The sequence below is a fragment of the Streptomyces sp. NPDC088747 genome, from assembly GCF_044751025.1.
Lineage (GTDB): Bacteria > Actinomycetota > Actinomycetes > Streptomycetales > Streptomycetaceae > Streptomyces.
Genome location: NZ_JBIVKZ010000014.1, coordinates 43,743 through 68,852 on the forward strand (window position 1 = coordinate 43,743; position 25,110 = coordinate 68,852).

A 25,110-nucleotide genomic window follows, 5' to 3' on the forward strand; every position below is an offset into this window, starting at 1 on the left:
CCGCCCGGGAGCCGCCCGGGGGCCGTCCCGGTCGTACGGTGGGGGCATGGACAGCGGCGGCCTGGCGGAACTGGACGGGCGGATCACCGAGTGCCGGGCCTGTCCGCGGCTCGTCGAGTGGCGCGAGGAGGTGGCCCGCACCAAGCGCGCGGCCTTCGCCGATCAGACGTACTGGGGCCGGCCCGTCCCGGGGTTCGGACCCGCCGACGCGTCCCTGCTGATCGTCGGACTGGCCCCCGCCGCGCACGGCGCCAACCGCACCGGGCGGATGTTCACCGGCGACAGGTCGGGCGACGTGCTGTACGAGGCGATGTACGACGTGGGGCTCGCGTCGCGGGGTACGGCCGTGAGCGCGGACGACGGACTGACCCTGTACGGCGTACGGATCACCTCGCCGGTGCGCTGTGCCCCGCCCGCCAACAAGCCGACCCCGACCGAGCGGGACACCTGCCGACCCTGGCTCGTACAGGAGTTGGAGCTGCTGCGGCCCTCGCTGCGAGCGGTGGTGGTGCTCGGCGCGTTCGGATGGCAGGCCCTGCTGCCGGCGTTGGCGGGTGCGGGGTGGGCGGTTCCGCGGCCCCGGCCGGTGTTCGGGCACGGAGTGCGGGTGGTGATCGGTTCGGAGTCGGGCCGCGCGAAGTCGGGCCGAGTGGAGTCGACCCGCGTGGTGGGGGCCGACTCGACCCCCGCCACCCCCATCGACCTCTTCGGCTGCTTCCACGTCAGTCAGCGCAACACCTTCACCGGGCGCCTCACCCCCGCGATGCTGCGGGACGTGCTGAGTACGGCGGCGCGGGCGGCGGGGCTGCCGACGAGGGCGTACGGGGGATAGCGCGGCGCCCGCTCAGAGGGTTCCCCGTTCGTCGCCGAAGAGGTGGCGCACCGTCGAGCGGTAGTTGGCCTGGACGTGGGCGAGGGCGTGCGCGCGGGCGCGGTCCGGGTCGCCGGATGCGATGGACTCGTACAACTCGCGGTGTTCGGTGAGGAGTTGTGGCCACTCCTCGTTCTGCCGGGTGAGCCAGCGCAGCCGGCCGTCGACCGGTTCCATGACCGAGATCAGCAGGCTGTTGCCGGCCATGGCGAGGATGCGGTCGTGGAAGCGGGTGTTGATGTCCGTGATCGCTTCGGCGTCGTCCGCCAGGGTCGCGGCCTCCGCCAGGTCCAGCAGACCCGCCAGTTCGGCCAGGGACTCCGGCGTGGCGCGGGTCGCGGCGAGCCCGGAGGCGTACACCTCCAGTGCCTCGCGCAGCTCGAAGAGTTCCGCGACGTCCGTCGGGGTGAGCCGGCGCACCACCGTGCGGCGCGGTGTCTCGAAGTGCACGAACCCCTCGCCGACCAGGGAGCGGATCGCCTCACGCACCGGGACCCGGGAGACCCCGAAACGCTCGGCGAGTTCACGCTCGACCAGCCGGTCGCCGGGGCGCAGCCGGCCGGCGATGATCTCCTGCCGCAGCGTGGCGAGAACCCGCTCCCGTACCGCGCCCAGGGGTTCGATCTTCGTCATGGGTCCATGTTCGCCGATTCCGGGGGCGGTTTACGGAGTTGTAACTGCGAGGACATGGCGGTGCGTCATCGGCGGCGGGACCATGACGTCAGTTTGGTATACCAAAGATGCCGAACGAGTCCGCAAGGCCGCCCTCCGTCCCCTCGCCCATGGAGGCCCCGTGTCACTCGCCGACCGTGCCGAAGCCACCGGCGCCACCGAGTTCGTCCCCGATCCCCGGCTCACCAACGAAGACCTCGCGCCCGCCGAGAAGCGCAACTGGAAGGTGTTCGACCTCTTCGCCATGTGGATGTCCGACGTCCACAACCTCGGCAACTACACCTTCGCCGCGGGCCTGTTGGTCCTCGGCATGAACGTCTGGCAGATCTTCACGTCGCTGCTCGTCGGCTTCGTGATCATCTACGTCGGCATGAACCTGATGGGCCGGATCGGGCAGCGCACCGGCGTGCCCTTCCCCGTCGTCAGCCGCATCAGCTTCGGGGTCTGGGGCGCCAACATCCCCGCGCTGATCAGGGCGGTCATCGCCATCATGTGGTACGGCATCCAGACCTACCTGGCGTCGGTCGCGGTCAACGTGATGCTGCTCGCGGCCTGGCCCGGCCTGGAGTCCTGGACCCACCACTCCTTCCTCGGCCTGGACGCGCTCGGCTGGCTGTCGTTCGTCGCGCTGTGGCTGGTCCAGGCGATGATCATCAGCCAGGGCATGGAGTCGGTCCGCAAGTTCCAGGACTTCTGCGGTCCCGCCATCTGGCTCGTGATGATCGCGCTCGCCGTCTGGGTGCTGTCCAAGGCGGGCTGGACGATCTCCCTCACCTCGACCCCGCACCCGGTCTCGGTCGGCGAACAGTGGCGGCAGTGGTTCGGCGCGATCGGGCTGATCCTCGCCACGTACGGCACCCTGATGCTCAACTTCTGCGACTTCTCCCGCTTCGCACCCAGCTACAAGACCGTCAGGCGCGGCAACTTCTGGGGCCTGCCCATCAATTCGACGGCCTTCGTGATCGTCTCGGTCATCGTGACGGCCGGTTCCATCGAGGTGTTCGGCGAGGCCATCACCGACCCGGCGCTGCTGGTGGCCAAGGTCGGCAACACCTGGGTCCTGGTCCTCGGCGCCCTGACCTTCGCCATCGCCACCATGGGCGTCAACATCGTCGCCAACTTCGTCTCACCGGCGTACGACCTCGCCAACGTCTGGCCGCAGAAGATCACCTTCAAGATCGGCGGCATGATCAGCACGGTCGCGGCGCTGCTGGTGACCCCGTGGAACCTCTTCTCCAACCCCACGGTCGTCAACTACTTCCTCGGCGGCCTCGGCGCCTTCCTGGGACCGCTGTTCGGCGTGATCATGCTCGACTACTACTGGGTCAAGCGCGGCCGGGTCGACATCGACCAGCTCTTCAACGCCCGGCCGGGATCGCCCTATTACTACCGCAAGGGTGTCAACCCCAAGGCGCTGTGGGCGTTCCTGCCCTCCGCGGCCGTCGCGGCGGTCCTCGCGCTGGTGAAGGACTTCCACGACGTGGCCCCGTACTCGTGGTTCATCGGGACGGCGCTGGCGGCCGGTCTCTACGCCGCTCTGTGCCGCTCGGAGCGCGCGGCCGTCCCCGCGTCCGCGGCGGTCTGAGCGTGCGGATCGTCGTCACCAACTGCAACACCACGCGGGAGATGACCGAGGAGATCGTAGGAGGTGCCCGGGCCGCCGCTGGCCCGGGCACCACCGTGACCGGACTGACCCCGGCCTGGGGGCCCGAGTCCGCGGAGGGCTGGCTCGACAGCTACCTCTCGGCCGCGGCCGTCCTCGACACGCTGCGGACGTACGAGGGCCCGTACGACGCCGTCGTCATGGCCGGGTTCGGCGAACACGGCCGCGAGGGTGCCCGCGAACTGGTCGACGTACCCGTCGTCGACATCACCGAGGCCGCCGCCCATCTCGCCTGCCTGCTCGGCCGGCGGTACGGCGTCGTCACCACCCTGGAGCGCTCGCGCGGCCAGATCGAGGACAGCCTCCACACGGCCGGGGTCGCGGCGCACTGTGCCGCCGTCGTCGGCACCGGCCTCGGCGTCCTCGACCTCGGCGACGCCCGCCGCACCGAGGAAGCCTTCGTGACCGCCGCCGAACGTGCCCGGGAGGCCGGGGCCGAGGTCCTCGTCCTGGGCTGCGCCGGCATGACCGGCTTGCAGCGCGCGGTGGGGGAGAGGCTGGGGATGCCCGTCGTGGACGGGGTCGCCGCCGCGGTCAAGCTCGCGGAGTCGCTGGTCTCGCTGGGGCTCGGGACGAGCCGGGTGGGGGGTTACGCACGGCCGTTGGGGAAACGGCGGGTGTGGGGGTCCCCGGGGTCCCCGGGTCCTGTGGGGTCCCCGGGTTCTGTGGGGTCCGTGGGTTCCGTGGGTTCTGGTTCTGTGGGTTCCCTGGGATCCTCCGCCGAGACCGCCCCGGGGACCTCGCCCCCGGCCCGCCCTCGGTGATCACGGCAGGGCTCATCCGGGTCCTGCCTCCGTGATCAGGCCCGGGGCCTCTCCCGGTCCGCCGTCCGTGCTCAGGGCGGGCCCCTCCGGGCACTCCCATGATCACGACGGGGACCCCTCGGACCGCTCGGGCACCACCGCGGTCGCCGTGATCTCCACGAGCTGGCCGGTGTACCCCAGGCAGGCCACCCCGAGCAGCGTCGAGGAGTGCGGGCCGAGGCTCAGCCCGGAGGCCTCGACCACCGCCCAGACCGCGGACAGCACCGCGGGTTCACTGCCCACGACGTACACGTCGGTCGACACGACGTGCCCCATGTCGCTGCCGACGGCGCGCAGTTGCTCGTCGAGGTTGGCGAGCACCTGCGCGGTCTGCCGTACGGGGTCACCCTCGCCGACGATGTTCCCCGCGGCGTCGAGCGGCACGGACCCGGCGAGGAACGCCAGCTTCGCCCCCGCTTCCACCACGGACGCGTGGGAGTAGCGCGGCGGGGTGAAGAGGCCGGGCACGGTGGAACGCTGGATCATGGGAACTCCTGTTGCACGGTTGTCGAATAACCCTTCGAGATCGCCCAGTTGACACTGCTAGCGTTCGTGACGTGGCGAAACTCAATCAGATCATCGCAGTGGAGAAGGGCATCAAGTCCAAGTCCCACCAGGACCTGACGTCCGCGCATCACGGGCTGCAGAAGCCCGCGTTGCTGGCCGGAATCTCGCGGACGTACCAGCCGAAGGACGAGGAGGGCGAGCAGTTGCCGCCCGAGTCGACCCGGGTGCAGGTGCAGGCCGAGGACGTGCTGCGGGACACGGCCGCGACCCTTACGCGGCTGTTCGATGTGACCGCCACCAAGGACTGGGCGAACTGCACGGCGCGGGCGGACGTGACGGTCGACGGGCGGGTGCTGGTTCCCGAAGTGCCCGTGGCCTACCTGCTGTTCCTGGAGAAGCAGCTCACCGACCTCAACACCTTCGTCCGCAAGCTGCCGCTCCTCGACGCTTCCGAGTCGTGGGTGCAGGACCCCTCCACCGACGCGTGGAAGACCGAGCCGGTACGCACCCTCCGTACGAAGAAGGTGCCGCGGAACCACGTGAAGGCCGAGGCCACCGAGAAGCACCCCGCCCAGGTCGAGGTGTACTACGAGGACATCCCGGTCGGTTACTGGACGACCGTGAAGTTCTCCGGAGCCCTCCCCGCCCGCCGCGTGAACGAACTCCTCGACCGGGTCGAGAAGTTGCAGCAGGCCGTCAAGTTCGCCCGCGAGGAGGCGAACGGCGCGGAGGTCGTCGACCAGCGCGTCGGCGACGCCGTGTTCGGCTACCTGTTCGGGTAGCCTCAAGAACTCCCCGGCCACCACGAGACACGGCCGGGGTGCGCGAGGAGCGCAAACTGAAACTGAAGCTTGTCGTGACGGATCGGTCAGGACCCTCAATCCTGCCGTGATCAATCTCAGACTCTCGCTCCAGACTCAGTATTCGCCGCCGATCGCCGGATCGACCGGACTCAGGCCCCGGGACGTCGAAATGCCGGTTCAAGTCCGGCCCGCACAGCTCGATGTGTGGTGGTCCAAAGGCAGGACGCGGCGACATGACGACTGACCTGGGTCCTCAAGCGTGCCGGCGTGTGATTTCGGTGGCTTCACAGGGTCCGGGGGCAGGCTACGCCCTCGGACCCGCTCCCTTTCCCGCTCCCTTTCCCGGCCTCTCCGATGTCGGGCGGCATCCACCCGGGTGAGCCCGCTACGGATGGCGGCCCCCGCTCCGCACACCCGTTGCGTTCATGAAGAACCCCGCGCCCCGGAGAAGCGTCACACCGCTGAAACCCTCGCGTTCCCTTCCCCACAGCAATCCGATCTACGCTGGAGAACACCACAGCCCGGCCGATGTCGCCCGAAGGCAGCCCCGCCCTCGCCCGACAGGAGCCCCGTGCCGCAGCTTCCCAGCTTCGCCGTACCGCCCTGGCTCGCCCACGCCCTCCGTACCCAGCGCGGCCCCGTTCCCTGGAACGCCGTGCTCCGGGGCGCGCTGGCCGCCGGACCCCTGCTGCTCGTGGCGGTGCTCGCCGGACAGCCCTCCGTCGGAGTGGTCGCCGCGCTCGGGGCCATGTTCGCCGGGATCAACGACCGGCCGGGGAGCCGCCGGGCCGCGGTCAGGAGGCTCGGGGCACCAGCCCTCGCGGGGGCCGGCGGGCTGCTCGTCGGGTCGTACGCCGGACAGCACGTCGGGGCGGTGACGCTCACGCTGCTCCTCACCGGGCTCGGGCTCGTCGCGGGCGGCGTGAGCGCGGTGGGACCCGTCGCCTCGGGAGCCGGGACCCAGCTGCTGGTGGCCACGGCCATCGGCGCCGGGATGCCGCTCCCCGAGCCCGGCTGGCAGCGCGCGCTCTTCTACCTCGTCGGAGCCGGTTGGCTGCTCGCCCTGCGGCTGGCGCTCCCCACCACCGCGCCCACCGCCGGTGACTACCGCTTCGACGGGGAACGGGACGCCGTCGGCGCCGTGTACGACGCGATCGCCGGGCTGCTGGCCGCCGCCGGGGGACCGGACGCGACTGCCCGCCGGGTCGCCCTGACCGCCGCCCTCGACCACGCGCAGGACGCGCTGGCCGGCCCGCGGCTGCGGAGGTACGCCAGTTCCGGGGCCGAACGCCGGCTGCACGCGCGGTACGCCGCCGCGCTGCCGCTCGCCGAGGCCGCGACCGCCCTGGCCTGGGCCGGAGAGGCGGTGCCCGCGCGGGCCGCGGAAGGACCCCGGCTGCTCGCCGTCGCCGTACGGACCGGTGCGCACACCGGCCCCCTGCCCGCGCCCGCCCGCTCCGCCCCCGCCCTGCGCGCCCTCGACGACGCCCTGCTGCACGCCGCCGCCGCGTTCGACGGCGGCGGCACCGGGAAGGCCCTGCACACCCGGCGCCGTACCGCCCTGTCCGTCGCGCGCACCGCCTTCGGCGCCGGAGGCCGGGAGTACGGCCTCCGGGTCGCGCTCTGCTTCGGCGCCAGCGCGGCCGTGGCGCAGGGACTGCTGCACGCCCAGTGGTACGGGAACCACTCCCACTGGTACTGGCTCCCCGCGACCGCCGTCTTCCTCGTCAAGCCCGATCTCGGGCCGCTCGCCTCACGCGTGCTGTGCCGGGCGGCGGGAACCGTGCTGGGCGCCGTCGTCTTCGCCGGGCTCGCGCTGCTGCTGCCCCAACCGGCCGGGCTCGTCGCCGTCGTGGCCGTCTGCGGCGCCCTGATCCCCGTCGCCACCCGGCACTTCGCCGCCCAGACCGCCGTCGTCACCGTGCTCGTACTCGCCCTCGTCATGGTGGCGGGGGAGCCGCCGGCCGCCTGGAGCCGGATCGGCGAGACCCTGCTGGCCTGCGCGATCGTGCTGCTCGTCGGTCATCTGCCGGCGATCGGGCAGCGCGGCGGAACGGTACGGGCCCGGCTCACCCGCGCCGTGGAAGCGGCGGACGTCTACCTCACCCACGTACTGAACGACGCCACCACGGACGACCGGCCGGGCCGGTGGGCCCTGCGGCGCGAGGCCTACCGCGCGCTCGCCGAGGCCCGCGCCGCGATCGATCTCGCCGCCGCCGAACTCCCCGCTCTCGCCCGGCACACGGAGGGCACCGGCGAGGTCGCGGCCACCCTCGGCCGACTCGTCGACACGACCACCGCCTGCGCCGTCCAACTCGACGACTCCGGACGGCTCACACCCCGCCACACCGAACGGATCGCCGAACTCCTCGACGAACTGGCCGAGCGGCAGGGACGCACCCGGCCACGCGGGGGACAGCGGCGGGGAGTCGCCGTCCCCGTATGACGGCCGGGCGACACCTCGGCGGCCACGGTTCCCCGTTACCTACGACCCGGCGCCGCGACCCCGTCGTACGGTGACGCCATGACGCCGCCTCCCGCGATCCCGTCCCCGCCGCCCGCCCCGTCCGAGCGGGGCCCCGCGGACCTCGTCATCACCGGGTGCACGGCACTCGTGCACGACGAACACGAGGTGGCCGCCTTCGTCGAGGACGCCTCGATCGTCGTACGGGCAGGGGTCATCGAGGCCGTCACCGGCGGCGGGACGGAGGTGGACGCCGTCGAGCGGATCGACGGCCGCGGGCAGGTGGCGATGCCCGGCCTGATCAACTGCCACACCCACTCGCCGATGGTCGCGCTGCGCGGAATCGCGGAGGACCTGCCCGCCGAGGAGTGGTTCAACGACGTCGTCTGGCCGATCGAGTCCAACCTCACCGAGAAGGACGTGGAGTTGGGCGCGCGGCTCGCCTGCGCCGAGATGATCAGCGGCGGGGTCACCTGCTTCGCCGACCACTACTTCTCGATGGACACCGTCGCCGCCGTGGTGGCGGAGTGCGGGCTGCGCGCGCATCTGGGAGAGGCGTACTTCTCCTCGCAGGGTCCCGAAGGCCGGGAGAGATCAGTGGAGTTCGCCCTGCGGCAGCGGGGTTCGGCGGACGGGCGCATCACCACCGCGCTGGCTCCGCACGCCCCGTACACCGTGAACGACACCGACCTCGCCGCGACCGCCGAACTCGCCCGAACCCACGGCCTTCCCGTGCACCTGCACGCCTCCGAGAGCCGCGACCAGACCGACAACAGCCTTGCCCGGTACGGCCGTACACCCATCGAGACCCTGGAGCGCACGGGCATCCTCGGCACCGGCACCGATGTGCTCATCGCGCACGGCACCGGCATCGTCGAGCGGGACCTGCCGGTGCTGGAGCGCGCCGCGGGAACCGTCGCCGTCGCGACTGCGCCCCGCGGCTACCTGAAGTTCGGGTGGGGTCCGACACCCGTACGTGCCCTGCGGGGGATCGGCGTGCCGGTCGGTCTCGCCACGGACGGAGCCGCCTCGAACAACTCCCTGGACGTGTGGGAGGCCATGGCGCTCACCTCGCTCGTCCAGAAGTCGGCCGAGGGCGACCCACGGTGGCTGACGGCCCGTCAGGCCCTGCACCATGCCACGCTCCAGAGCGCGCGGGCCGTCGGACTCGGCGAGCGGATCGGCAGCCTCGCTCCCGGCCGACGGGCCGACATCGTCCTCGTCGACCTCACCGGGCCGCACACCCAGCCCGTGCACGACCTCGCGGCCACACTCGTGCACAGCGCCCGTTCCGCGGACGTACGGACGACGATCGTCGACGGGCGGGTGCTGATGCGGGACCGGGAGCTGCTCACGCTCGATCTGCCCTCCACCGTAAGGGAGTTGGGTGAACGGCTGGCCGCCCTGACCGACCGGAGCCATGGGAGGCGGATCCAGGAGTACGACACCTGATCGGCTGTGCCTAGGCTGAGTCCATGCCGACGCCACTGGACCCCGCCGCAGGCCTTGTCGACCACCCGTACACCGTCTACGAACGGCTCCGCGACAGCGCCCCCGTGCACCGCGTCACCGGCACCGACGGCAACCCCGCCTGGCTCGTCACACGGTACGAGGACGTGCGTGAGGCGCTCGCGAACCCGCTGCTCGTGCTGGACAAGAGGCATGCGCTGCCCGGGAGTTACCAAGGGCTCTCGCTGCCCCCGGCCCTCGACGCCAACCTCCTCAACATGGACCCGCCCGACCACACGCGCATCCGGCGCATGGTCGTACGGGTCTTCACGTCACGCCGGGTCGAGCAACTGCGCACGCCCATCAGGGAGACGGCCGACCGGCTGCTGGACGCGCTCGGAACGCACGGCAGGGCAGACCTGATCGCCGCGTACGCCGCGCCGCTGCCCATCACCGTCATCTGCGACCTGCTCGGCGTGCCGGGCGAGCACCGCCGGGACTTCCGGGTCTGGACGGACGTCCTCGCGGCACCCGACCCGGCACGTCCCGGCGCCGCGCGGGAGGCGGTCGGCGCGCTGCACGCGTTCTTCACCCGGCTCCTCGCGGACAAGCGCAAGGAGCCCGCGGACGACCTGATGTCGGACCTGATCGCGGTACGCGACGAGGGCGACCGGCTCAGCGAGGACGAGCTGATGTCGCTCGTCTTCCTCATCCTGTTCGCCGGGTACGAGAACACGGTGCAGCTCATCGGCAACGCCGTCCTGGGGCTGCTCACCCACCCCGGTCAGCTCGCGCTGCTGCGGGCGGACCCGGGCCGACTCCCCGCGGCCGTCGAGGAGTTCGTCCGCCACGATGGTCCCGCGCTGCTCGCCATGCGGCGCTTCCCCGTACAGGACCTGACGATCGGCGGCGTCACCGTGGCCGCGGGCGAGACCGTCCTGCTCTCCCTGTCCGCCGCCAACCGCGACCCCCGCCGCTTCCCCGACCCCGACCGGCTCGACCTCGACCGCGACGCCGCCGGCCATCTCGCGCTCGGCCACGGCATCCACTACTGCGTGGGCGCGCCGCTGGCCCGGCTGGAGACGGAGATCGCCCTCGGAGCGCTCCTTGAACGCCTCCCGGACCTCGCGCTCGACATCGACCCGGCCGAGCTGCGGTGGCGGCCCTCCATGCGGGCCCGCGGCCTGCTCGCCCTGCCGGTGACGTACTGAATCCGGTGGCCCGGCCTGAAACCGGTGGGGCCGGCCCGAATCCGGTGGGCCCGGCCTGAATCCGGTGGCCCCCGGACGGATTTCAGAAATTCCGCGTCCCGCCGATGAGTTCCGCCGCCCCCTCCGGTCCACCCCCGAAGGCACCGTTTCGTAGGAGGGGCACATGACGCTTCCGCAGATCGTCTCGCGCACCGAGTGGCGCGCCGCGCGCGAAGAGCTGCTGGCCGAGGAGAAGGCCGCCACGCGTGCACGGGACGCGCTCAACGCGGAGCGCCGTGGGCTGCCGATGGTCGAGGTCGACACGGAGTACGTGTTCGAGGGCGGTGACGGGAAGGCGACGCTGCTCGACCTCTTCGCCGGGCGGGACCAGCTGATCGTCTATCACTTCATGTTCGCGCCGGAGTGGGCCGCCGGCTGCCGCAGCTGCTCGGCCTTCCTCGACCAGATCGGGCACCTCGCGCACCTGCGCGCCCGGAACACCGAGTTCGCCGCGGTGTCGCGCGCGCCGCATACGAAAATTCTGCCGTTCAAGGCACGCATGGGATGGACGATCCCGTGGTATTCGGCGTATGAGAACGAATTCAACTACGACTTCCAGGCATCCTTCGGCGGTGCACAACCCTACGAGCGACCGGGCATCAGCTGCTTCCTGCGGGACCGGGACCGCGTGTTCCACACGTACTCGACGTACGAGCGTGGACTCGACGGGATCGGTTCCACGACCAGTCTGCTGGACCTGACCGCGCTGGGAAGGCAGGAGGAGTGGGAGGAGCCCAAGGGGCGCTCAGCCGCGCTGGGAGCGCCCGCCGGAAGTGAGCGGATCCGGTATCACGACGAGTACGAGGACTGACGCGCACGCCCGCGAGAGGTGCGGACTGTACGGCAGCCCTCCTCCCGTCGAACCTGCGACGAAGTGTCGACTACGTCTCAGTACCGTTACGTCCCGAGCCGTTCACCCCATGATGGGCGTTTAACTCTACGAGAGCAGCGCTACATGGAGGTGCTAGGTGAACGGGCGAACGGTGCTTAAGCGCTTTCCCGCAGGTGGGCCGCGTGGTTCCTGGCCCGCGGAGGAGTTCGCGCAGGCGCGGCGGCTGGAAGGCCAGGCCGCCGAGGTGGTCATGGATCTCACGTCCGACGCCTTCCTGGTGGTCGTGTGGGCCGGAGAACTCGTCGAGTGACGCCGGCTGTCCTCCACCCCGGCGCTTCAGCGGGCCTCCCTGCTGGGGACCGCCGACGTGAACTGACCGGCCTGCAGCGAATACAGCTCCGCGTAGACACCCCCGGTGGCCAGGAGCTCCTCCGGGCTGCCGGACTCCACCAGGCGGCCCTGGTCGAGGACGTGCACGAGATCGGCGTGCCGTACGGACGCCAGCCGGTGCGTGATGAGGATGACGGTCTGGCCGGTGCCCGCCAGCGCCCTGATCTTCTCGAAGACCTCCAGCTCGGCCCGGGCGTCGAGCGCGGCGGTCGGTTCGTCCACGATCAGGATGGCGCCGCGCCGGTAGGCGGCCCGGGCGATGCCCAGCCGCTGCCACTGGCCGCCGGACAGCTCGTGCCCGCCGCTGAAGCCGCGGGCCAGGAGCGTGTCGAGGCCGCGGGGCAGGTCCGCCACGACGTCCTGAGCCCCGGCCTCGGCCACCGATGAGGCGAGCCGCTCGTCCGTGAGCGGCGCCGAGGTGCGGCCGACCGCGACGTTGACGCGGGCCGTGAACGGCCACCGCTTGAAGTCCTGCGCCACCATCGCGATCCGCTCGGCGAGCTGATGCCGGTCCGCGGTCGCCGCGTCGACGTCGTCCCACAGGATCCGGCCGCGCTCGGGCGCGTACAGACCCGCGAGCAGTTTCACCAGGGTCGTCTTGCCGGAGCCGTTCTCGCCGACGAGTGCCACGATCTTGCCGAGCGGTACGCGGAGGGTGACGTCCGCGAGCGCGGGCCGCGTCGAGGTTCCCGGATAGGTGAACGTGACGTTCTCGAAGCGTATTTCGCGCGGGTCGTCGGGCAGCGGAGCGCCGCCCCGCGGGATCGCGCGCTCGGCGGCCTCGACGTACAGGCGCTGCAGATCGCCCACGAACAGGCCCTCCTCGTGGAGGGAGTTGACCTCCAGGACGAGTGTGCCGAGGCTCGCGGAGCCGGTGCGGATCGCGATGACCGCCGTACCGGCGACGGAGAGTGCCATCGCGCCGGCCAGCAGCAGTCCTGCGAGGGTCGCGTACGTCGCCACGGTGGCGATCCCCGTCCAGGCCGCCGCGATCAGACCGGTGCGGGCGGAGAGCCGGGCCAGCCGTGCCTGTTCCGCCTCGGCGGACTCCGCCATCGAGCGGAAGTGGCGCAGCAGGAAGGGGCCGACGCCGTGCACGCGGATCTCCGGAGCCGCCGCGGGCTCGGTGAGCAGGCTGCTGATCAGGTGCCCGGCGCGGGCGTGCTGCACCCAGGTGTGGAACGAGGCGTAGCGGCGCCGGGCGATCGTCAGCGCGCTCCAGGCGCTCGGCAGCGTCATCGTCACGAGCAGCGGCAGCAGGGCGGGGTGCAGCACGGTCAGCACGCCCGCCGCCGCGCACAGCGAGATCAGCGCGTTCACGACCCGGGTGGCGATCGTGATCATGCGGCGGGCGGACGCCGCGCCGTACTGCGCGGTGTCCAGCAGCTTGTGGAAGGCGTCGTCCTCGATCGCGGCCAGTTCGACCGCCGCCGCCCGCTCCAGGTACAGCTCGGTCGCGACCCGCTCGACCTTCGGTTCCAGCCGTCCGGTCGCGTAGGTCGACGCGGCCCGCAGCAGGGCCGCCAGCAGCATCATGACGGCGACGGTGACCAGTGCGGGGAGCGCGCCGCGCAGCCGGTCCTCGACCGGGCCGCTCGTCATCAGCCGGCCCAGCACGCTGTTGACGGCCAGCAGGCTCACCGCCTGCGCGGCGCCCCGGGTCAGCTCGGCGGTCAGCACGATGTGGGCGGCGCGCCGGTCCGCCGTCCAGGCGAGCCGGAAACTCGACGCGAGCAGGGACGGCAGTCGCCTCACCATGGCGCGGAAGTTCAGTTCCAGGAACGCGTCGGCGTGCTGGGACCAGCCCATGTCGTAGCGCAGCGGGCCGCCGAAGAGCAGGTACTCAGACTCGGACGGCGCCGGTTCGTCGTCGTGCTTCCTTCTGATCCGTTTCCGCACTGTTCGCCTCCCCCAGGAGTGGACGAACGGTGCCTTCCCGGGGAACGAGGCGCTCCACCCGGGGCGGACGCGGGGATTCACGCCACCTGATGCACTTCGGGCACCTCCGGCGTACGCGGGGGTGCTTCCGGCGGGGTCCCACGCGCCGACTCGGACACCTCCGGCGCACCGGGGTGATGCCAGTGGCGGAGTGGTCCTACGCGCTGATCGGACGCGACCAGACGGGTGTCGTTCCCACCACTTGGCAGACGGCCAGGAAGAGGGGGATCGGCGGGGTGTACGGCACGGTGCCGACGGGCTTGTGGATGAGTCCCGGGGTGCCGGCGGGAGCGTCGGCCACGACCGCGCCCGTCGTGTACTGCGCGGGCGTCGGCCAGGCCAGGGCGACGTCGGAGTCGGCGGGCACGATCCACCACCAGTTCGCCTGGTCGGCGTAGACACAGCCGACGCGGGGCAGCAGCGGCAGCACCAACGGCCCGAACCGGGCGGGCACGGACACCGCGTCGCAGCCCAGCGGCACGGTCATGCCCTCGGGCACGGGGAGACGTCTGACCGCTCCGGGCGCCCGCAGACCGCGCTTGAGGCGGACCACCGTGTCCAGGCTCAGCACCCGCGCTCCGGCGGCCGACGTACCCCGCACGCTCATTCGATCCCCGTTCCCCAGGAAGCTTCCGTCCCGGTGCCGCGGCCCTCGGGCGGCGGCTTCTTCGCGCTCCACCCCAGGTCGGACCGGGCCCCGATGTCCGCGCCGGCCCCTTCGGCCCGGTGCTGGTCCGTCTCTTCGGCCCGGCGCTGGTCCGCCGAGTGCTCCAGCTCCGCCCAGACGAGCAGCCCCGGACCCGTCTCCTGGGCTCCCCAGGCCCTGCACATGGCCTCGACGAGGAGCAATCCCCTCCCGTGCTCCTCCTCGGGCCGCTGGGGCCACGGACGCGGCTGACCGGGAGCGCATCCCTCGTCACGCACCGCTATCCGCACCAGGTCGTCGTCGTGGTGCAGCTCGCAGACGACACGCTCACCGGCGGTGTGGACTATGGCGTTGGTGACCAGCTCGGAGATGACGAGGGTCGCCGTGTCGCAGGTGTCCTCGCACACCGCCCAGCCCGACAGCCACGCGCCGGTCAGACGTCTGGCCTGGGCCACGGAGCCAGGGTGCGCGGCCAGCTCGAAGCGGAACCGGCGGTCTGCGGCCACGCCGGGGCGGGGCCCCGCGACGGCGCGCAGGCCGGTTCGGTCTTCGGCGGCACCGGGACCGAGCAGGTCCTGGGCGGCGGCGGCGCCGGGACCGAAGCGGTCCCCGGCGGCGTCTGTTCCTAACGGCACGGACGGAATCACGCTTGCCACTATCGCCCCGCCGTGAACACTTGGCAAGAGTCACTATGAAAAATGCAGAGTGCTGTGTGACTCCGTGAAGGCGCGTGGCACACTGCTCGCAACAGCACGACGCGCGGCGCCAGTTGGGATTGTCGAAAAGGACCCCGAACGGCGCCGTCCGGGCTGTCAGGACTCTGTCAACCGACTGTCAGTCATTCTGTGGAGGTGGGACGTGAGTGAACCGCGGTCCGCACCGACGGTCGGCCAGGTAGTTCTGGGGCGCCGCCTGCTTGACCTGCGGGAACGCGCGGGTCTCAAGCGGGAGGAGGCCGCCCGCGTCCTGCGCGTCGCACCTGCCACGGTCCGCCGGATGGAGATGGCGGAGGTCTCCCTCAAGATTCCCTACCTCCAGCTCCTCCTGAAGTCCTACGGCGTCTCCGACGAGGAGGCCGAGTCCTTCGTCCTGCTCGCGGAGGAGGCGAACAAACCCGGCTGGTGGCAGCGGTTCCACGACATCCTGCCGGGCTGGTTCTCGATGTACGTCAGCCTGGAGGGCGCCGCGGCCCTCATCCGGCAGTACGAGCCCCATTTCGTGCCCGGAATCATGCAGACCGAGGACTACGCGCGCGGCGTCCTGAAATCGGGTGCGATCGGCCAGACCAGACCCGAGGACATCGAGCGCCATGTGGCACTGCGCATGCAGCGCCAGGACCTGCTCACCCGTCCGGACGCCCCGCGGATCTGGGCCGTGATGGACGAGACGGCCCTGCGCCGCCCGATCGGCGGTTCCGAGGGGATGCGCGCCCAGATCGACAAACTGCTCGAAACCATGAAGCTGCCCAATGTGACGCTCCAGGTGATCCCGTTCTCCTCGGGACCGCACCCGGGCACGTACGGGCCCTTCGTGCTGTTCCGATTCGCCGTGCCGGAGCTTCCGGACATGGTCTACAGCGAGTACCTGACCGGTGCCGTCTACCTGGACGCGCGCTCTGAGGTGGCGACCCACCTCGAGGTCATGGACCGTATGGCGGCTCAGGCCGCTACTGCACATCGCACGAAGGAGATCCTTGAGGATCTCCGCAAGGAGCTGTGAATGGAACGTATGAAGCCGCGGGTACGCCACGCGCGCATCTACAACGGTATGCCCGCCCGTGAACTGGGCAGCGAGGGCTGGCACAAGCCGTGGAGCGGCGGCAACGGCGGCAACTGCCTGGAGGCGATGAAGCTCGCGGACGGGCGCATCGCGGTCCGCCAGTCGGCGGATCCGGACGGTCCCGCCCTGATCTATACGCCCGGTGAGATGACCGCGTTCATCCAGGGCGCCAAGGCCGGGGAGGCGGACTTCCTCCTGTCCTGATCCGCCTGCGCTTCCTTTGTGCTCCTCTGGCTCGACTTCCTAAATCTGACGCTCACTTGATCACTTGCCCGTCTGTCACCGTGCCGGCCCCGGCACCTGCCCCGAGACCTTCGACCAGCACCCTCGACCGCACACCTTCGACCGAGCACCCCCGACCAGCGCTCTCGACCGGCGCTTTCGACCAGCCCCTTTCGACCAGCCTCTTCGACAGGACGGACCTCCGGAGACCGGCATGGCCGGAGAGGGCCCGTGCCGTGGGCTGCCGTCGTCGGCGGCGGCGGGGTGGGGCGGGGCGGGGCGGGGCGGGTCCGGCGCGGTGACACGGTGACGGCCGTGCCGGGATCGGCGTCAGACCGGCGGCAGCACCCCGCACAGCGCGTCGACCGCCGCCGCGTAGGCGTGCTCGGCAGGGGTCGCGTACCCCACGACGAGTCCGTCCGGGGCGGCCGTCACCGCTTCCGGATGCCGGAAGTCGCCCAGCCCGTCGAGCGCCACGCCCTGCCAGACGGCGGCCTTGACGGCCGACTGCTCGGTGCCCGGCGGCAGCCGCAGCACCGCGTGCAGGCCGGCCGCGATGCCGGTGACCTCGATGTGCGGGGCCCGCTCGGCGAGCGCGGCGACGAGACGGTCACGGCGCCGGCGGTACCGCTGCCGCATACGCCGCACATGTCGGTCGTAGGACCCGGAGACGATGAAGTCGGCGAGCGCGAGCTGGTCTGGCACGCCCGCCCACGCCTCCCGCTCGCCCTTGACCGCGAGCACGGCGTCGACGTATCGCTCCGGAAGGGCCATCCAGCCCAGCCGCAGCGCGGGCGACAGACTCTTGCTGACCGAGCCGATGTGGATGACCCGCTCCGGGTCCAGGCCCTGTACGGCGCCGACCGGCTTGCGGTCGTAGCGGAACTCCCCGTCGTAGTCGTCCTCCAGGATCACCCCGCCACGCGCGCGTGCCCAGTCGATCACCGCGGCACGCCGCTCGGGATGCAGCGGACCGCCGGTGGGGAACTGGTGCGCGGGCGTGAGCAGTACGCCCCGCTCCCGGCCCAACTCGCCCACCCGGGCGCCGTCTTCGTCCAGGGACAGCGGCACGGTCCGTACGGACGCGGCGGCCAGGAGCTCGCGGTGGAAGCCGAGGCCGTACGACTCGACGGCCAGCGGGCCCCGTAGAACCGCGGGGAAGAGCAGCCGCAGCGCGTGCGCGAAACCGGAGCAGACCACGATCCGCCCCGGCTCCGTACGCACCCCACGCGCGCGTGCCAGGTATTCGGCGAGCGCCTGGCGCAGTTCGATCCGGCCGGCCGGATCGCCGGGCCCGAAGGCCTCGTTGGGTGCCTGCTGGAGAGCCCGCCGGTAGGAGGCGAGCCAGGCGGCGCGCGGGAAGGAGGACGCGTCCGGCGTGCCCTGCCGCAGGTCGTGCCGGGGTCCACGCGCGCGTGCAGGCGCCTTCACGGGTACGCGCGCGGGGGCGCCCAGGGGTTCGGCGCGCGCGGCGACCCGGGTGCCCGAGCCCTGCCGGGCGGTCAGCCAGCCCTCCGCGACGAGCTCGGCGTACGCGTCGGCCACCGTGTTGCGCGCGACGCCCAGATCCGCGGCGAGCGAGCGGTACGGGGGCAGTCCGGTGCCCGGCGCGAGCCTGCCGCCGCGTACCGCCTCGCGCAGGGCGTCGATCAGCGCCGCCCGGCGGCCACCGGATCCGGCCAGCTCCAGATGGAGGTCCGCACCGATCCGCTCCGCGGAATTGACCCATGATTCTGCCACGGAAATGCACCCTACAGCGGGTCTTTCCGGCTCGTAGATTCATGGTCATGACGACGAACACGAACATGAACCCGAACGCGAATACGGGCACGGGCGCGGGCGCGGGCGCGGGCCTGGACATGGTCCCGAACCCGCACGCCGTTGAGGCCGTCGGCCAGGCTCGCGTCGACTTCGCGAAGTCCGCCCCGAAGGTCTTCCGGGCGCTCATCGGCTTCGACGCGGCGGCCCGTGACGGACTCGACCCCGCCCTCGTCGAGCTCATCCAGATCCGCGCCTCGCACCTCAACCGCTGCGCGTACTGCCTCCACATGCACACCAACGACGCCCGCAAGGCCGGCGAGAGCGAGGACAGGCTGCACATGGTCGCGGTGTGGCACGAGGCCCTGCACTTCTTCACTGAGCGGGAGCGCGCCGCGCTCGCCCTCACGGAGGCGGTCACCCTGATCGCCGACTCAGGCGTCCCGGACGATGTCTACGCGCGGGCCGCCGCCGTCTTCGACGACCAGGAACTCGCCCACGTCCTGGCCCTGATCTTCGCCATCAACACCTGGAACCGGGTGGCCCTCTCGACGGCGAAGGCGGCGGGCACGGACGAGCGGGGCTGACACGCGCAGGGGTGTGGGGCCGGTGGATCCGGGGGGTGTGACGGCTTCGGGGTGGGGTGGCCCCGGGGTGGGGTGGCTCTGGGTTGCGGTGGCCGGTCGGCCGGCTGTTCGGCCGGCTGTTCTGGTTCCGTCGGGGTCACACCGTCATGGGGCGGTCGTACGGTCCGATCGGCGCCGGCAGCGGCGAGTCGCCGTCCGTCAGCCAGTTGTCCACCGCCGCCGCCACCGAGCGGCCCTCGGCGATGGCCCACACGATGAGGGACTGGCCGCGGGCCGCGTCCCCGGCGGCGTACACGCCGGGAACGTTCGTCGCGAACCGCGCGTCGCGGGTGATCGTGCCTCGCGGGTCGAGGTCCAGGCCGAGCTGGTCGATCAGGCCGTCGTGGCGGTCCGGCCCGGAGAAACCGAGCGCGATCAGCACCAGGTCGGCGGGGAGCGTCTGCTCGGAGCCGGGCACCGGGCGGCGCGCCGCGTCCACCTCGACGAGATGCAGCGAGCGGACGTGCCCGGCCGCGTCCCCGGTGAAGCGGAGTGTGGACGCCGCGAAGAGCCGCGCGTCCGCGTCGGCCGCGGGCGCCGTCTCCAGCGTGCCGGCCTCCTCGTGGGCGGCCGACAGCCGGTAGATCCTCGGGTACGTCGGCCAGGGCTCGGCGTCCTCGTCGCGGTCCGCCTCCGGCAGCGGATAGATGTCGAGCTGGGTCACGGACGCCGCGCCCTCTCGCACCGCGGTCCCCAGACAGTCGGCGCCGGTGTCACCGCCGCCCACGATCAGGACGTGCTTGCCCGCGGCGGACAGCGGAGACGTCTCCAGGTCGCCCTCGCAGACCCGGTCGGCCAGCGGAAGGTACTCCATCGCCTGGTGGACGCCGCTCAACTCGCGCCCCGGCACGGGGAGTTCACGCCAGGCCGTCGCGCCCACGGCCAGTACGACCGCGTCGTGGCGTGCCCGCAGCTCCGCCGCTCCGATGTCCCGCCCGACCGCGGTCGACGTACGGAACTTCGTTCCCTCCGCCCGCATCTGCCCGAGCCGTCGGTCCAGCTGCCGCCGCTCCATCTTGAACGCCGGGATCCCGTACCGCATGAGCCCGCCGATCCGGTCGGCCCGCTCGTACACGACGACGGTGTGCCCGGCCCGCGTCAACTGCTGCGCCGCGGCGAGCCCGGTGGGCCCCGAACCGATGACCGCGACCGTCCGCCCGGAGAGCCGGTCCGGCGGACGCGGCGGCGTGAGGCCGTCCTCCCAGGCACGGTCGGCGATGGCGACCTCGACGTTCTTGATGGTGACCGCGGGCTGGTTGATCGCGAGCACACAACCCGCTTCGCACGGCGCGGGGCACAACCGCCCGGTGAACTCGGGGAAGTTGTTCGTCGCGTGCAGCCGCTCGCTCGCCGCCGCCCAGTCCTCGCGGGAGACGAGGTCGTTCCACTCGGGGATCAGATTGCCCAGCGGACAGGCGGCGTGGCAGAACGGGATCCCGCAGTCCATGCACCGGTCGGCCTGCCTGCTGATGATCGGCAGCAACGCCCCGGGGACGTACACCTCGTCCCAGTCCCGCACCCGTTCCTCGACGGGCCGCCGCGGGTGCTCCTCACGCGGCGTGGTCATGAATCCCTTGGGATCCGCCATGACCGTCTCCCTTGCGTACGCGACGGCGACGGGAACGGGGCCGCGGCCGCGGGGCGTCATCGACCCACGGCCTGAAAGCGGCGCTCCTTTTCGGCCACGATACGTCGCCGCCGCGAGCCTCGCCGCTCAGCGCGGGTCGGCTCGACGGGGTCGGCTTGGAGGGACCGGGTTGGCGGGGCTGGCTTGGTTGGGCCGGGTGGGGGTCGGCTTGGCGGGGCCGGTTTGGCCGGTTTGGCTGGGTCGGCTCGGCAGGGCCGACTTGGCGGGTCGGTTCGGCGCGGGCTACCCCGGTGCGGGCCATGCAGTGCGGGTCACTCGGGGAGGGCCACGCAGTGCGGGTCACTCGGGGAAGGCCACGGCGCGGTCAGATCGGCGCGGTCGACTCCGCGTAGTCGGCACCGCGCGGTGAGATCCGCGCGGCGGCCCGGCTACGGTCGTCGCTCAGGCCAGGCCGATCACGTACAGGATCGACGCGACGGCCGCGGCGGCGGTGCGGACGTGGTTCCACACCATCCACTCCCGCACGTACGTGGGCCAGTAGGCGGCGGCCTCGGGGCTGCCGGGGTCAAGCTTGGCGAGCGCCTCGTTGCGGGGGACGTTCGCGGCGACGGTCACCCCGAAGCACCCGAACAGATACAGCGCGCTGCCCAGCAGCAGCTCCACCGTCCCCTCGTCGGGCAGCAGCACGAACGTGACGACCGCGAGGACCGCGCACAGCAGCGCCGACCCGATGAACACGATCATGAACGGAGGGCGCAGCACGACCACGTTGATCGACTTCATCGCGGCGACGCCCTGCGCGGCCGGCAACTCCGCGAGTGCCTTCAGCACGAACGTCGAGAACCCGTAGAAGACGCCGGCCACCAGCCCACAACCGAGCACGCCCAGCACCGTCAGCACGAAGTACGGCCCATCGATCATGTCCACTCCCACATCGATCCCAAAGCCCAAGATCCTGCACGTCACGAACCCTCACCACAAGTGAAATCCCGCCCGGCCCCGGCGACCATGGCCGAGCCCCGCACGGCCATGCGCGAGAGTCCACGCGACGGGAGTTCGCGCCTCCGGACACCTCCTTGGCGGGCGCCTCGGTCCTCCCCGCGACGGGGAACCCCACACCCGGCCCCCGCCCCGGCCCCCGGACCCCGCCCCGCGGTCCACCTCGCCCGCGAGAAGGCCTCCCGGCCGCGGCATCATGGGCCGTGTGCGACTCCAAGCGATCACCTGGGAACGGCTCGGCGACCTCCTCGCCGAGCGACTGCTCGACCTGGAACCGTCCGACGGCAGCCCCTGGCCACGTGTCGCTTTCGACGGAGCCCCGGCCGCCCGCCCCGGCGAACTCGCCCTGCACGTCTCCGAAGCGCTCCGCACACGAGGCCGGTCCTCGCTCGTGGTCGGTACGGAGGGCTTTCTGCGTCCCTCGTCGGTGCGGCTGGAATACGGCCGTGAGGACGTGGACTCCTATTACGACGGCTGGTTCGACACCGGCGCCTTGTGGCGTGAGGTCTTCGGCCACCTCGAACCCGGCGGCGACGGCCTTGTCCTGCCCGACCTCTGGGACCCGGCAACCGACCGCGCCACCCGTACCCCGTACACCCAACTCCCGCCGGGCAGCCCCCTGTTGATGCACGGACCCTTCCTTCTTCGCCACTGGTTCCCCTTCGACCTCAGCGTCCATGTGCTCCTCTCCCCGGGCGCCCTGCGCCGCCGTACCCCCGAGGCCGAGCACTGGACGCTCCCCGCCTTCGCGCGCTACGAGACCGAGACGGATCCGGCCGCCACCGCCGACGTCCTGGTGCGCGCCGACGATCCACGCCATCCCGCGTGGAACGGCTGATGGCGAGCGTTCACTCGAAGGACCTCGCCGATCCCTACACCTCGGCGGCGTTTCGCGGCACCGCCGAGATCCTCCCCGACGAGGTCCGCGTGATCATCCGCGTCGTCCCCGAGAAGGTCGTCGGCTTCTCGGCCTGACGCGAGGTCGCGCGGTGCGGGGAAGCTCCGGGTGCGGTTCCCGGTGGACCCGGCAAGAATGTAGGGCGCCGGGACTAGCGGTGTGTTTCGCGCCGCGCCGGCCGTCCGGCACCGGGAGGTACCTCATGACCACCGCCGGAGACATCATGCACCGTGGGGCCCAGTGGATTCCCGCCCACGAGACCCTGGACCGCGCCGCCCAGCTGATGCGCGAACTCAACGTGGGAGCCCTGCCCATCAGCGACGAGAACGAACGGCTCTGCGGCATCCTCACGGATCGCGACATCGTCGTCGGCTGTGTCGCCATGGGGCACGACCCGGCACGGGTGACCGCGGGCGAGATGGCCCAGGGCACGCCGCGCTGGATCGACTCGAACGCCGACGTCGGCGACGTGCTCCAGGAGATGCAGGGCCACCAGATCCGCCGGCTCCCCGTGATCGAGGACAAACGCCTGGTCGGCATGATCAGCGAGGCCGACCTCGCCCAGCACCTGACGGACGAACAACTCGCCGCCTGGGCCGAGAAGGTCTACGCGACGAGCGCGACGAGCAGTTCGATGGGCTGATCCCCGCGATCCCCGCGATCCCCGCGATCCCCGCGTCAGCGGTCGAGGTGCGTCAGGCCTGCGGTCGTGTGGTGCCCTCCGTGCCCTCCTTGCTCAGGTCCTGTCAGACATCCCGTCAGGCGCTCCTCGGCCCCTCACAGCCAGCCGTTGCGTCGGAACCCCCGATACAGGACGAGACAGGCCGTGGCGATCACGCCGAGGACCAGGGGGTAGCCGAACGTCCAGCCCAGTTCCGGCATGTGCTCGAAGTTCATGCCGTACACGCCGCAGACCATCGTCGGTACGGCGATGAGGGCCGCCCACGCCGTGATCTTCCGCATGTCCTCGTTCTGCGCCACCGTCACCTGTGCGAGGTGTGCCTGGAGGATGGAGTTGAGCAGTTCGTCGAAGGCGGCGATCTGCTCGGTGACGCGCAGCAGATGGTCGGCGACATCGCGGAAATAGGCCTGTATCTCCGGGTCGACCACCCGTATCGGCCGGGTGGCGAGCTCCTGCACGGGGCGGGCGAGCGGCACCACCGCCCGCTTCAGTTCCAGCAGTTCACGCTTGAGCTGGTAGATGCGGCCCGCGTCGGCCCGAGCGCCGTTCTCGGCGAAGACGTCCGCCTCCACCTGGTCGATGTCCGCCTGGGCCGAGTCCGTCACGCTCACGTAGTCGTCGACGACATGGTCCGCGATCGCGTGCAGTACCGCGGCCGGGCCCTTGGAGAGCTGTTCGGGGCTCGCCTCGAGTTCCTCGCGCAGCGGACCCAGGGACCCATGCCGGCCGTGCCGCACGGTGATGACGAAGTCGGGACCGACGAAGACCATGATCTCGCCGGTGTTCACCACCTCGCTGGTCGCGGTGAGTTCGGAGTGCTCGACGTAGCAGACCGTCTTGAACACGGCGAACAGCGTCTCGCCGTACCGTTCGAGCTTCGGGCGCTGGTGGGCTTCCACCGCGTCCTCGACGGCCAGCGGGTGCAGGTCGAAGAGGTCGGCGACGCTGGCGAACTCCTGGTCCGTCGGCTCGTGCAGGCCGAGCCAGACGAAGCCCGCGTCCTTCTTGCGGACCCGCTCCACCGTGTCGACCAGATCGCGGCCGCCAGGGATTCTGGCGCCGTCCTGGTAGGCCACGCAGCTCACCACCGCCGAGCCCAGCGGGGACCGGGCGGGGTGGCTCAGGTCGACCCGGGGGCGTCGCCGTGCCAGCCGCGCGACCTTGCGGAGACCGCCGACCTTGTCGAGGCCGGTGACCTTCCGCAGATTCCCTGCCATGGACATCTGGATCTCCTTGCGTGGATCCCCTCGCGCCGCACTTTGCGCCTTGGCGTGCCAGTTTGCCAGGCCGGTTCGATCGCCGGAAAAGCCTGTGGGAACGGAGCGTTCCGCTCCGGTTGATGGAGCCGTGTGGGCTCGATGCCGGGTCGATGTCGGGAGCGTCGAGGATTCAGGACAAGGCGATCAAATGGGAAGATCCCCCCATGACGCGAACCGACGGGTACCTCCTCGACAACCGGCAGACCGAGGCGAAACAGCGTTTCGACACCTTCGCCGATCTCTTCGACCCCACGACGTTCCGGCACATGGAACGCCTCGGTATCGGCTACGGCTGGCGCTGCTGGGAGGTAGGCGCGGGCGGCACGTCCGTGGTGTCCTGGCTCGCGAAGAAGGTCGGCCCCACCGGACGGGTCGTCGCGACCGACATCGACACGTCGTGGGTGTCCGCCGCCGGCCGGCCACCGGTCGAGGTGCGTGTCCACGACGTGGGCGCCGACGAGCCGCCGGGGGAGGGCTTCGACCTCGTGCACGCCCGGCTCGTCCTGGTCCATGTGCCGGACCGGGAGCGGGCGTTGCGGTCGATGATCAAATCCCTGCGGCCCGGCGGCCGACTCCTCGTCGAGGACGCCGATCCCGCCCTCCAGCCCCTGTGCTGCCTGGACGAGTACGGCCCCGAGCAACAGCTCGCGAACCGGCTGCGCCAAGGTATGCGCAGCCTGCTCGCGGAGCGCGGCGCCGACCTCGGGTACGGCCGCAAACTCCCGCGTCTGCTCCGCGATTCGGGGCTGCGCGGTGTGGAGGCCGACGCGTACTTCCCGGTCGCCTCGCCCGCCTGCGCCGCCCTCGAATCCGCGACGATCCGCCAGATCCGGGAACAGCTCGTCACCGCGGGAATCGCCACCGACGAGGACATCGACCGCCACCTGGCCAATGTCGCCTCCGGCTCGATGGACCTGGCGACGGCGCCGATGATCTCGGCGTGGGGGCGGAAGGCGTAGGCAGGGAGGGGAAGGGCTGAGCGGGGGAGGCGACGCGGTCGTCGCCAGGGTG

Annotated in this window: 25 protein-coding genes; 16 read left to right on the forward strand and 9 right to left on the reverse strand. The window is 71.6% G+C overall.

Annotated elements, in window-relative coordinates; genetic code table 11:
- The first annotated feature begins 46 nt into the window (after window positions 1-46).
- Window positions 47-832 (forward strand): uracil-DNA glycosylase, encoded by a 786-nt coding sequence (locus tag ACIP79_RS28860; RefSeq protein WP_401227784.1) that lies wholly within the window; start codon window positions 47-49, stop codon window positions 830-832.
- A 12-nt stretch (window positions 833-844) separates the two neighbouring features.
- Here the strand turns inward: ACIP79_RS28860 and ACIP79_RS28865 are convergent, their stop codons facing one another.
- The gene (locus ACIP79_RS28865) at window positions 845-1,504 is read right to left on the reverse strand and encodes a GntR family transcriptional regulator (RefSeq protein ID WP_401227786.1); all 660 of its coding nucleotides are present in this window, start codon (window positions 1,502-1,504) and stop codon (window positions 845-847) included.
- A 160-nt stretch (window positions 1,505-1,664) separates the two neighbouring features.
- On the opposite strand from ACIP79_RS28865, the gene ACIP79_RS28870 reads away from it, so the two are divergent.
- The gene (locus ACIP79_RS28870) at window positions 1,665-3,128 is read left to right on the forward strand and encodes an NCS1 family nucleobase:cation symporter-1 (RefSeq protein WP_401227788.1); all 1,464 of its coding nucleotides are present in this window, start codon (window positions 1,665-1,667) and stop codon (window positions 3,126-3,128) included.
- A gap of 2 nt (window positions 3,129-3,130) precedes the next feature.
- Window positions 3,131-3,970, forward strand: a complete 840-nt coding sequence (locus ACIP79_RS28875; RefSeq protein ID WP_401227790.1) for an aspartate/glutamate racemase family protein — start codon at window positions 3,131-3,133, stop codon at window positions 3,968-3,970.
- A 102-nt stretch (window positions 3,971-4,072) separates the two neighbouring features.
- On the opposite strand, the gene ACIP79_RS28880 is transcribed toward ACIP79_RS28875, so the two are convergent.
- Window positions 4,073-4,495, reverse strand: coding sequence for a RidA family protein (locus ACIP79_RS28880; RefSeq protein ID WP_401227792.1), 423 nt, complete (start codon window positions 4,493-4,495; stop codon window positions 4,073-4,075).
- 71 nt (window positions 4,496-4,566) lie between these two features.
- Between ACIP79_RS28880 and ACIP79_RS28885 the strand changes: the two genes are divergently transcribed.
- The 6 genes from ACIP79_RS28885 (at window position 4,567) to ACIP79_RS28910 (ending at window position 11,624) form a co-directional block, all read left to right on the forward strand.
- Window positions 4,567-5,298, forward strand: coding sequence for a hypothetical protein (locus ACIP79_RS28885; protein ID WP_383683886.1), 732 nt, complete (start codon window positions 4,567-4,569; stop codon window positions 5,296-5,298).
- 1,015 nt (window positions 5,299-6,313) lie between these two features.
- A complete protein-coding gene (locus ACIP79_RS28890; protein ID WP_401228131.1) occupies window positions 6,314-7,765 on the forward strand; it encodes an FUSC family protein in 1,452 nt (483 codons plus the stop codon).
- A gap of 78 nt (window positions 7,766-7,843) precedes the next feature.
- A complete protein-coding gene (locus tag ACIP79_RS28895) occupies window positions 7,844-9,235 on the forward strand; it encodes an amidohydrolase (RefSeq protein WP_401227794.1) in 1,392 nt (463 codons plus the stop codon).
- Window positions 9,236-9,258: 23 nt separating this feature from the next.
- Entirely contained in the window at window positions 9,259-10,443 is a 1,185-nt protein-coding gene (locus ACIP79_RS28900) for a cytochrome P450 (RefSeq protein ID WP_401227796.1), read from the forward strand.
- Window positions 10,444-10,606: 163 nt separating this feature from the next.
- Window positions 10,607-11,293, forward strand: coding sequence for a DUF899 domain-containing protein (locus ACIP79_RS28905; RefSeq protein WP_401227798.1), 687 nt, complete (start codon window positions 10,607-10,609; stop codon window positions 11,291-11,293).
- 157 nt (window positions 11,294-11,450) lie between these two features.
- On the forward strand, window positions 11,451-11,624 hold the full coding sequence (locus ACIP79_RS28910) for a hypothetical protein (RefSeq protein ID WP_387186217.1): 174 nt from the start codon (window positions 11,451-11,453) through the stop codon (window positions 11,622-11,624).
- A 26-nt stretch (window positions 11,625-11,650) separates the two neighbouring features.
- Here ACIP79_RS28910 and ACIP79_RS28915 read toward each other — a convergent pair whose 3' ends face one another.
- From ACIP79_RS28915 to ACIP79_RS28925, 3 genes are all read right to left on the reverse strand, one after another.
- The gene (locus ACIP79_RS28915; RefSeq protein WP_401228133.1) at window positions 11,651-13,513 is read right to left on the reverse strand and encodes an ABC transporter ATP-binding protein; all 1,863 of its coding nucleotides are present in this window, start codon (window positions 13,511-13,513) and stop codon (window positions 11,651-11,653) included.
- A gap of 286 nt (window positions 13,514-13,799) precedes the next feature.
- The gene (locus tag ACIP79_RS28920) at window positions 13,800-14,249 is read right to left on the reverse strand and encodes a hypothetical protein (protein ID WP_401227800.1); all 450 of its coding nucleotides are present in this window, start codon (window positions 14,247-14,249) and stop codon (window positions 13,800-13,802) included.
- Window positions 14,246-14,971 carry an ATP-binding protein gene (locus ACIP79_RS28925; RefSeq protein WP_401227802.1) on the reverse strand — a complete coding sequence of 242 codons (726 nt, stop codon included), beginning with the start codon at window positions 14,969-14,971 and terminating at the stop codon, window positions 14,246-14,248. The genes ACIP79_RS28920 and ACIP79_RS28925 overlap by 4 nt, the downstream gene beginning before the upstream one ends.
- Window positions 14,972-15,146: 175 nt before the next feature.
- On the opposite strand from ACIP79_RS28925, the gene ACIP79_RS28930 reads away from it, so the two are divergent.
- Complete coding sequence (locus ACIP79_RS28930; protein ID WP_401227804.1) at window positions 15,147-16,007, forward strand: helix-turn-helix domain-containing protein; 861 nt, start codon at window positions 15,147-15,149, stop codon at window positions 16,005-16,007.
- Window positions 16,008-16,271 carry a DUF397 domain-containing protein gene (locus ACIP79_RS28935; protein ID WP_383683900.1) on the forward strand — a complete coding sequence of 88 codons (264 nt, stop codon included), beginning with the start codon at window positions 16,008-16,010 and terminating at the stop codon, window positions 16,269-16,271.
- A 348-nt stretch (window positions 16,272-16,619) separates the two neighbouring features.
- On the opposite strand, the gene ACIP79_RS28940 is transcribed toward ACIP79_RS28935, so the two are convergent.
- The gene (locus tag ACIP79_RS28940) at window positions 16,620-18,029 is read right to left on the reverse strand and encodes a PLP-dependent aminotransferase family protein (RefSeq protein ID WP_401227806.1); all 1,410 of its coding nucleotides are present in this window, start codon (window positions 18,027-18,029) and stop codon (window positions 16,620-16,622) included.
- A 119-nt stretch (window positions 18,030-18,148) separates the two neighbouring features.
- Here ACIP79_RS28940 and ACIP79_RS28945 point away from each other — a divergent pair, with 119 nt between their 5' ends.
- Window positions 18,149-18,634 carry a carboxymuconolactone decarboxylase family protein gene (locus ACIP79_RS28945; RefSeq protein WP_401228135.1) on the forward strand — a complete coding sequence of 162 codons (486 nt, stop codon included), beginning with the start codon at window positions 18,149-18,151 and terminating at the stop codon, window positions 18,632-18,634.
- Between the two features lie 136 nt (window positions 18,635-18,770).
- On the opposite strand, the gene ACIP79_RS28950 is transcribed toward ACIP79_RS28945, so the two are convergent.
- Together ACIP79_RS28950 and ACIP79_RS28955 are read right to left on the reverse strand one after the other, a co-directional pair.
- A complete protein-coding gene (locus ACIP79_RS28950) occupies window positions 18,771-20,261 on the reverse strand; it encodes a glutamate synthase subunit beta (protein WP_401227808.1) in 1,491 nt (496 codons plus the stop codon).
- A 441-nt stretch (window positions 20,262-20,702) separates the two neighbouring features.
- A complete protein-coding gene (locus ACIP79_RS28955; RefSeq protein WP_401227810.1) occupies window positions 20,703-21,182 on the reverse strand; it encodes a DUF1772 domain-containing protein in 480 nt (159 codons plus the stop codon).
- A gap of 274 nt (window positions 21,183-21,456) precedes the next feature.
- Between ACIP79_RS28955 and ACIP79_RS28960 the strand changes: the two genes are divergently transcribed.
- The 3 genes from ACIP79_RS28960 (at window position 21,457) to ACIP79_RS28970 (ending at window position 22,801) form a co-directional block, all read left to right on the forward strand.
- Entirely contained in the window at window positions 21,457-22,098 is a 642-nt protein-coding gene (locus ACIP79_RS28960; RefSeq protein WP_401227812.1) for a uridine kinase, read from the forward strand.
- Complete coding sequence (locus tag ACIP79_RS28965; RefSeq protein ID WP_401227814.1) at window positions 22,098-22,235, forward strand: hypothetical protein; 138 nt, start codon at window positions 22,098-22,100, stop codon at window positions 22,233-22,235. Before ACIP79_RS28960 ends, ACIP79_RS28965 begins: the two co-directional genes overlap by 1 nt.
- A 125-nt stretch (window positions 22,236-22,360) precedes the next feature.
- On the forward strand, window positions 22,361-22,801 hold the full coding sequence (locus ACIP79_RS28970) for a CBS domain-containing protein (RefSeq protein ID WP_401227815.1): 441 nt from the start codon (window positions 22,361-22,363) through the stop codon (window positions 22,799-22,801).
- 134 nt (window positions 22,802-22,935) lie between these two features.
- On the opposite strand, the gene ACIP79_RS28975 is transcribed toward ACIP79_RS28970, so the two are convergent.
- Window positions 22,936-24,063, reverse strand: a complete 1,128-nt coding sequence (locus ACIP79_RS28975; RefSeq protein WP_401227817.1) for a magnesium and cobalt transport protein CorA — start codon at window positions 24,061-24,063, stop codon at window positions 22,936-22,938.
- Window positions 24,064-24,263: 200 nt separating this feature from the next.
- Between ACIP79_RS28975 and ACIP79_RS28980 the strand changes: the two genes are divergently transcribed.
- Window positions 24,264-25,058, forward strand: a complete 795-nt coding sequence (locus tag ACIP79_RS28980) for a methyltransferase domain-containing protein (RefSeq protein WP_401227819.1) — start codon at window positions 24,264-24,266, stop codon at window positions 25,056-25,058.
- Window positions 25,059-25,110 lie beyond the last annotated feature (52 nt).

Excerpts from the sequence above, each read along its gene's own strand:
- ACIP79_RS28890 (WP_401228131.1), top strand. The coding sequence starts at position 6,314 with ATGCCGCTCCCCGAGCCCGGCTGGCAGCGCGCGCTCTTCTACCTCGTC.
- ACIP79_RS28920 (WP_401227800.1), bottom strand. The coding sequence starts at position 14,249 with ATGAGCGTGCGGGGTACGTCGGCCGCCGGAGCGCGGGTGCTGAGCCTG.
- ACIP79_RS28895 (WP_401227794.1), top strand. The coding sequence starts at position 7,844 with ATGACGCCGCCTCCCGCGATCCCGTCCCCGCCGCCCGCCCCGTCCGAG.
- ACIP79_RS28935 (WP_383683900.1), top strand. The coding sequence starts at position 16,008 with ATGGAACGTATGAAGCCGCGGGTACGCCACGCGCGCATCTACAACGGT.
- ACIP79_RS28975 (WP_401227817.1), bottom strand. The coding sequence starts at position 24,063 with ATGTCCATGGCAGGGAATCTGCGGAAGGTCACCGGCCTCGACAAGGTC.
- ACIP79_RS28980 (WP_401227819.1), top strand. The coding sequence starts at position 24,264 with ATGACGCGAACCGACGGGTACCTCCTCGACAACCGGCAGACCGAGGCG.
- ACIP79_RS28860 (WP_401227784.1), top strand. The coding sequence starts at position 47 with ATGGACAGCGGCGGCCTGGCGGAACTGGACGGGCGGATCACCGAGTGC.
- ACIP79_RS28880 (WP_401227792.1), bottom strand. The coding sequence starts at position 4,495 with ATGATCCAGCGTTCCACCGTGCCCGGCCTCTTCACCCCGCCGCGCTAC.
- ACIP79_RS28965 (WP_401227814.1), top strand. The coding sequence starts at position 22,098 with ATGGCGAGCGTTCACTCGAAGGACCTCGCCGATCCCTACACCTCGGCG.
- ACIP79_RS28865 (WP_401227786.1), bottom strand. The coding sequence starts at position 1,504 with ATGACGAAGATCGAACCCCTGGGCGCGGTACGGGAGCGGGTTCTCGCC.
- ACIP79_RS28905 (WP_401227798.1), top strand. The coding sequence starts at position 10,607 with ATGACGCTTCCGCAGATCGTCTCGCGCACCGAGTGGCGCGCCGCGCGC.
- ACIP79_RS28960 (WP_401227812.1), top strand. The coding sequence starts at position 21,457 with ATGGGCCGTGTGCGACTCCAAGCGATCACCTGGGAACGGCTCGGCGAC.
- ACIP79_RS28945 (WP_401228135.1), top strand. The coding sequence starts at position 18,149 with ATGGTCCCGAACCCGCACGCCGTTGAGGCCGTCGGCCAGGCTCGCGTC.
- ACIP79_RS28955 (WP_401227810.1), bottom strand. The coding sequence starts at position 21,182 with ATGATCGATGGGCCGTACTTCGTGCTGACGGTGCTGGGCGTGCTCGGT.
- ACIP79_RS28950 (WP_401227808.1), bottom strand. The coding sequence starts at position 20,261 with ATGGCGGATCCCAAGGGATTCATGACCACGCCGCGTGAGGAGCACCCG.
- ACIP79_RS28900 (WP_401227796.1), top strand. The coding sequence starts at position 9,259 with ATGCCGACGCCACTGGACCCCGCCGCAGGCCTTGTCGACCACCCGTAC.
- ACIP79_RS28970 (WP_401227815.1), top strand. The coding sequence starts at position 22,361 with ATGACCACCGCCGGAGACATCATGCACCGTGGGGCCCAGTGGATTCCC.
- ACIP79_RS28915 (WP_401228133.1), bottom strand. The coding sequence starts at position 13,513 with ATGGGCTGGTCCCAGCACGCCGACGCGTTCCTGGAACTGAACTTCCGC.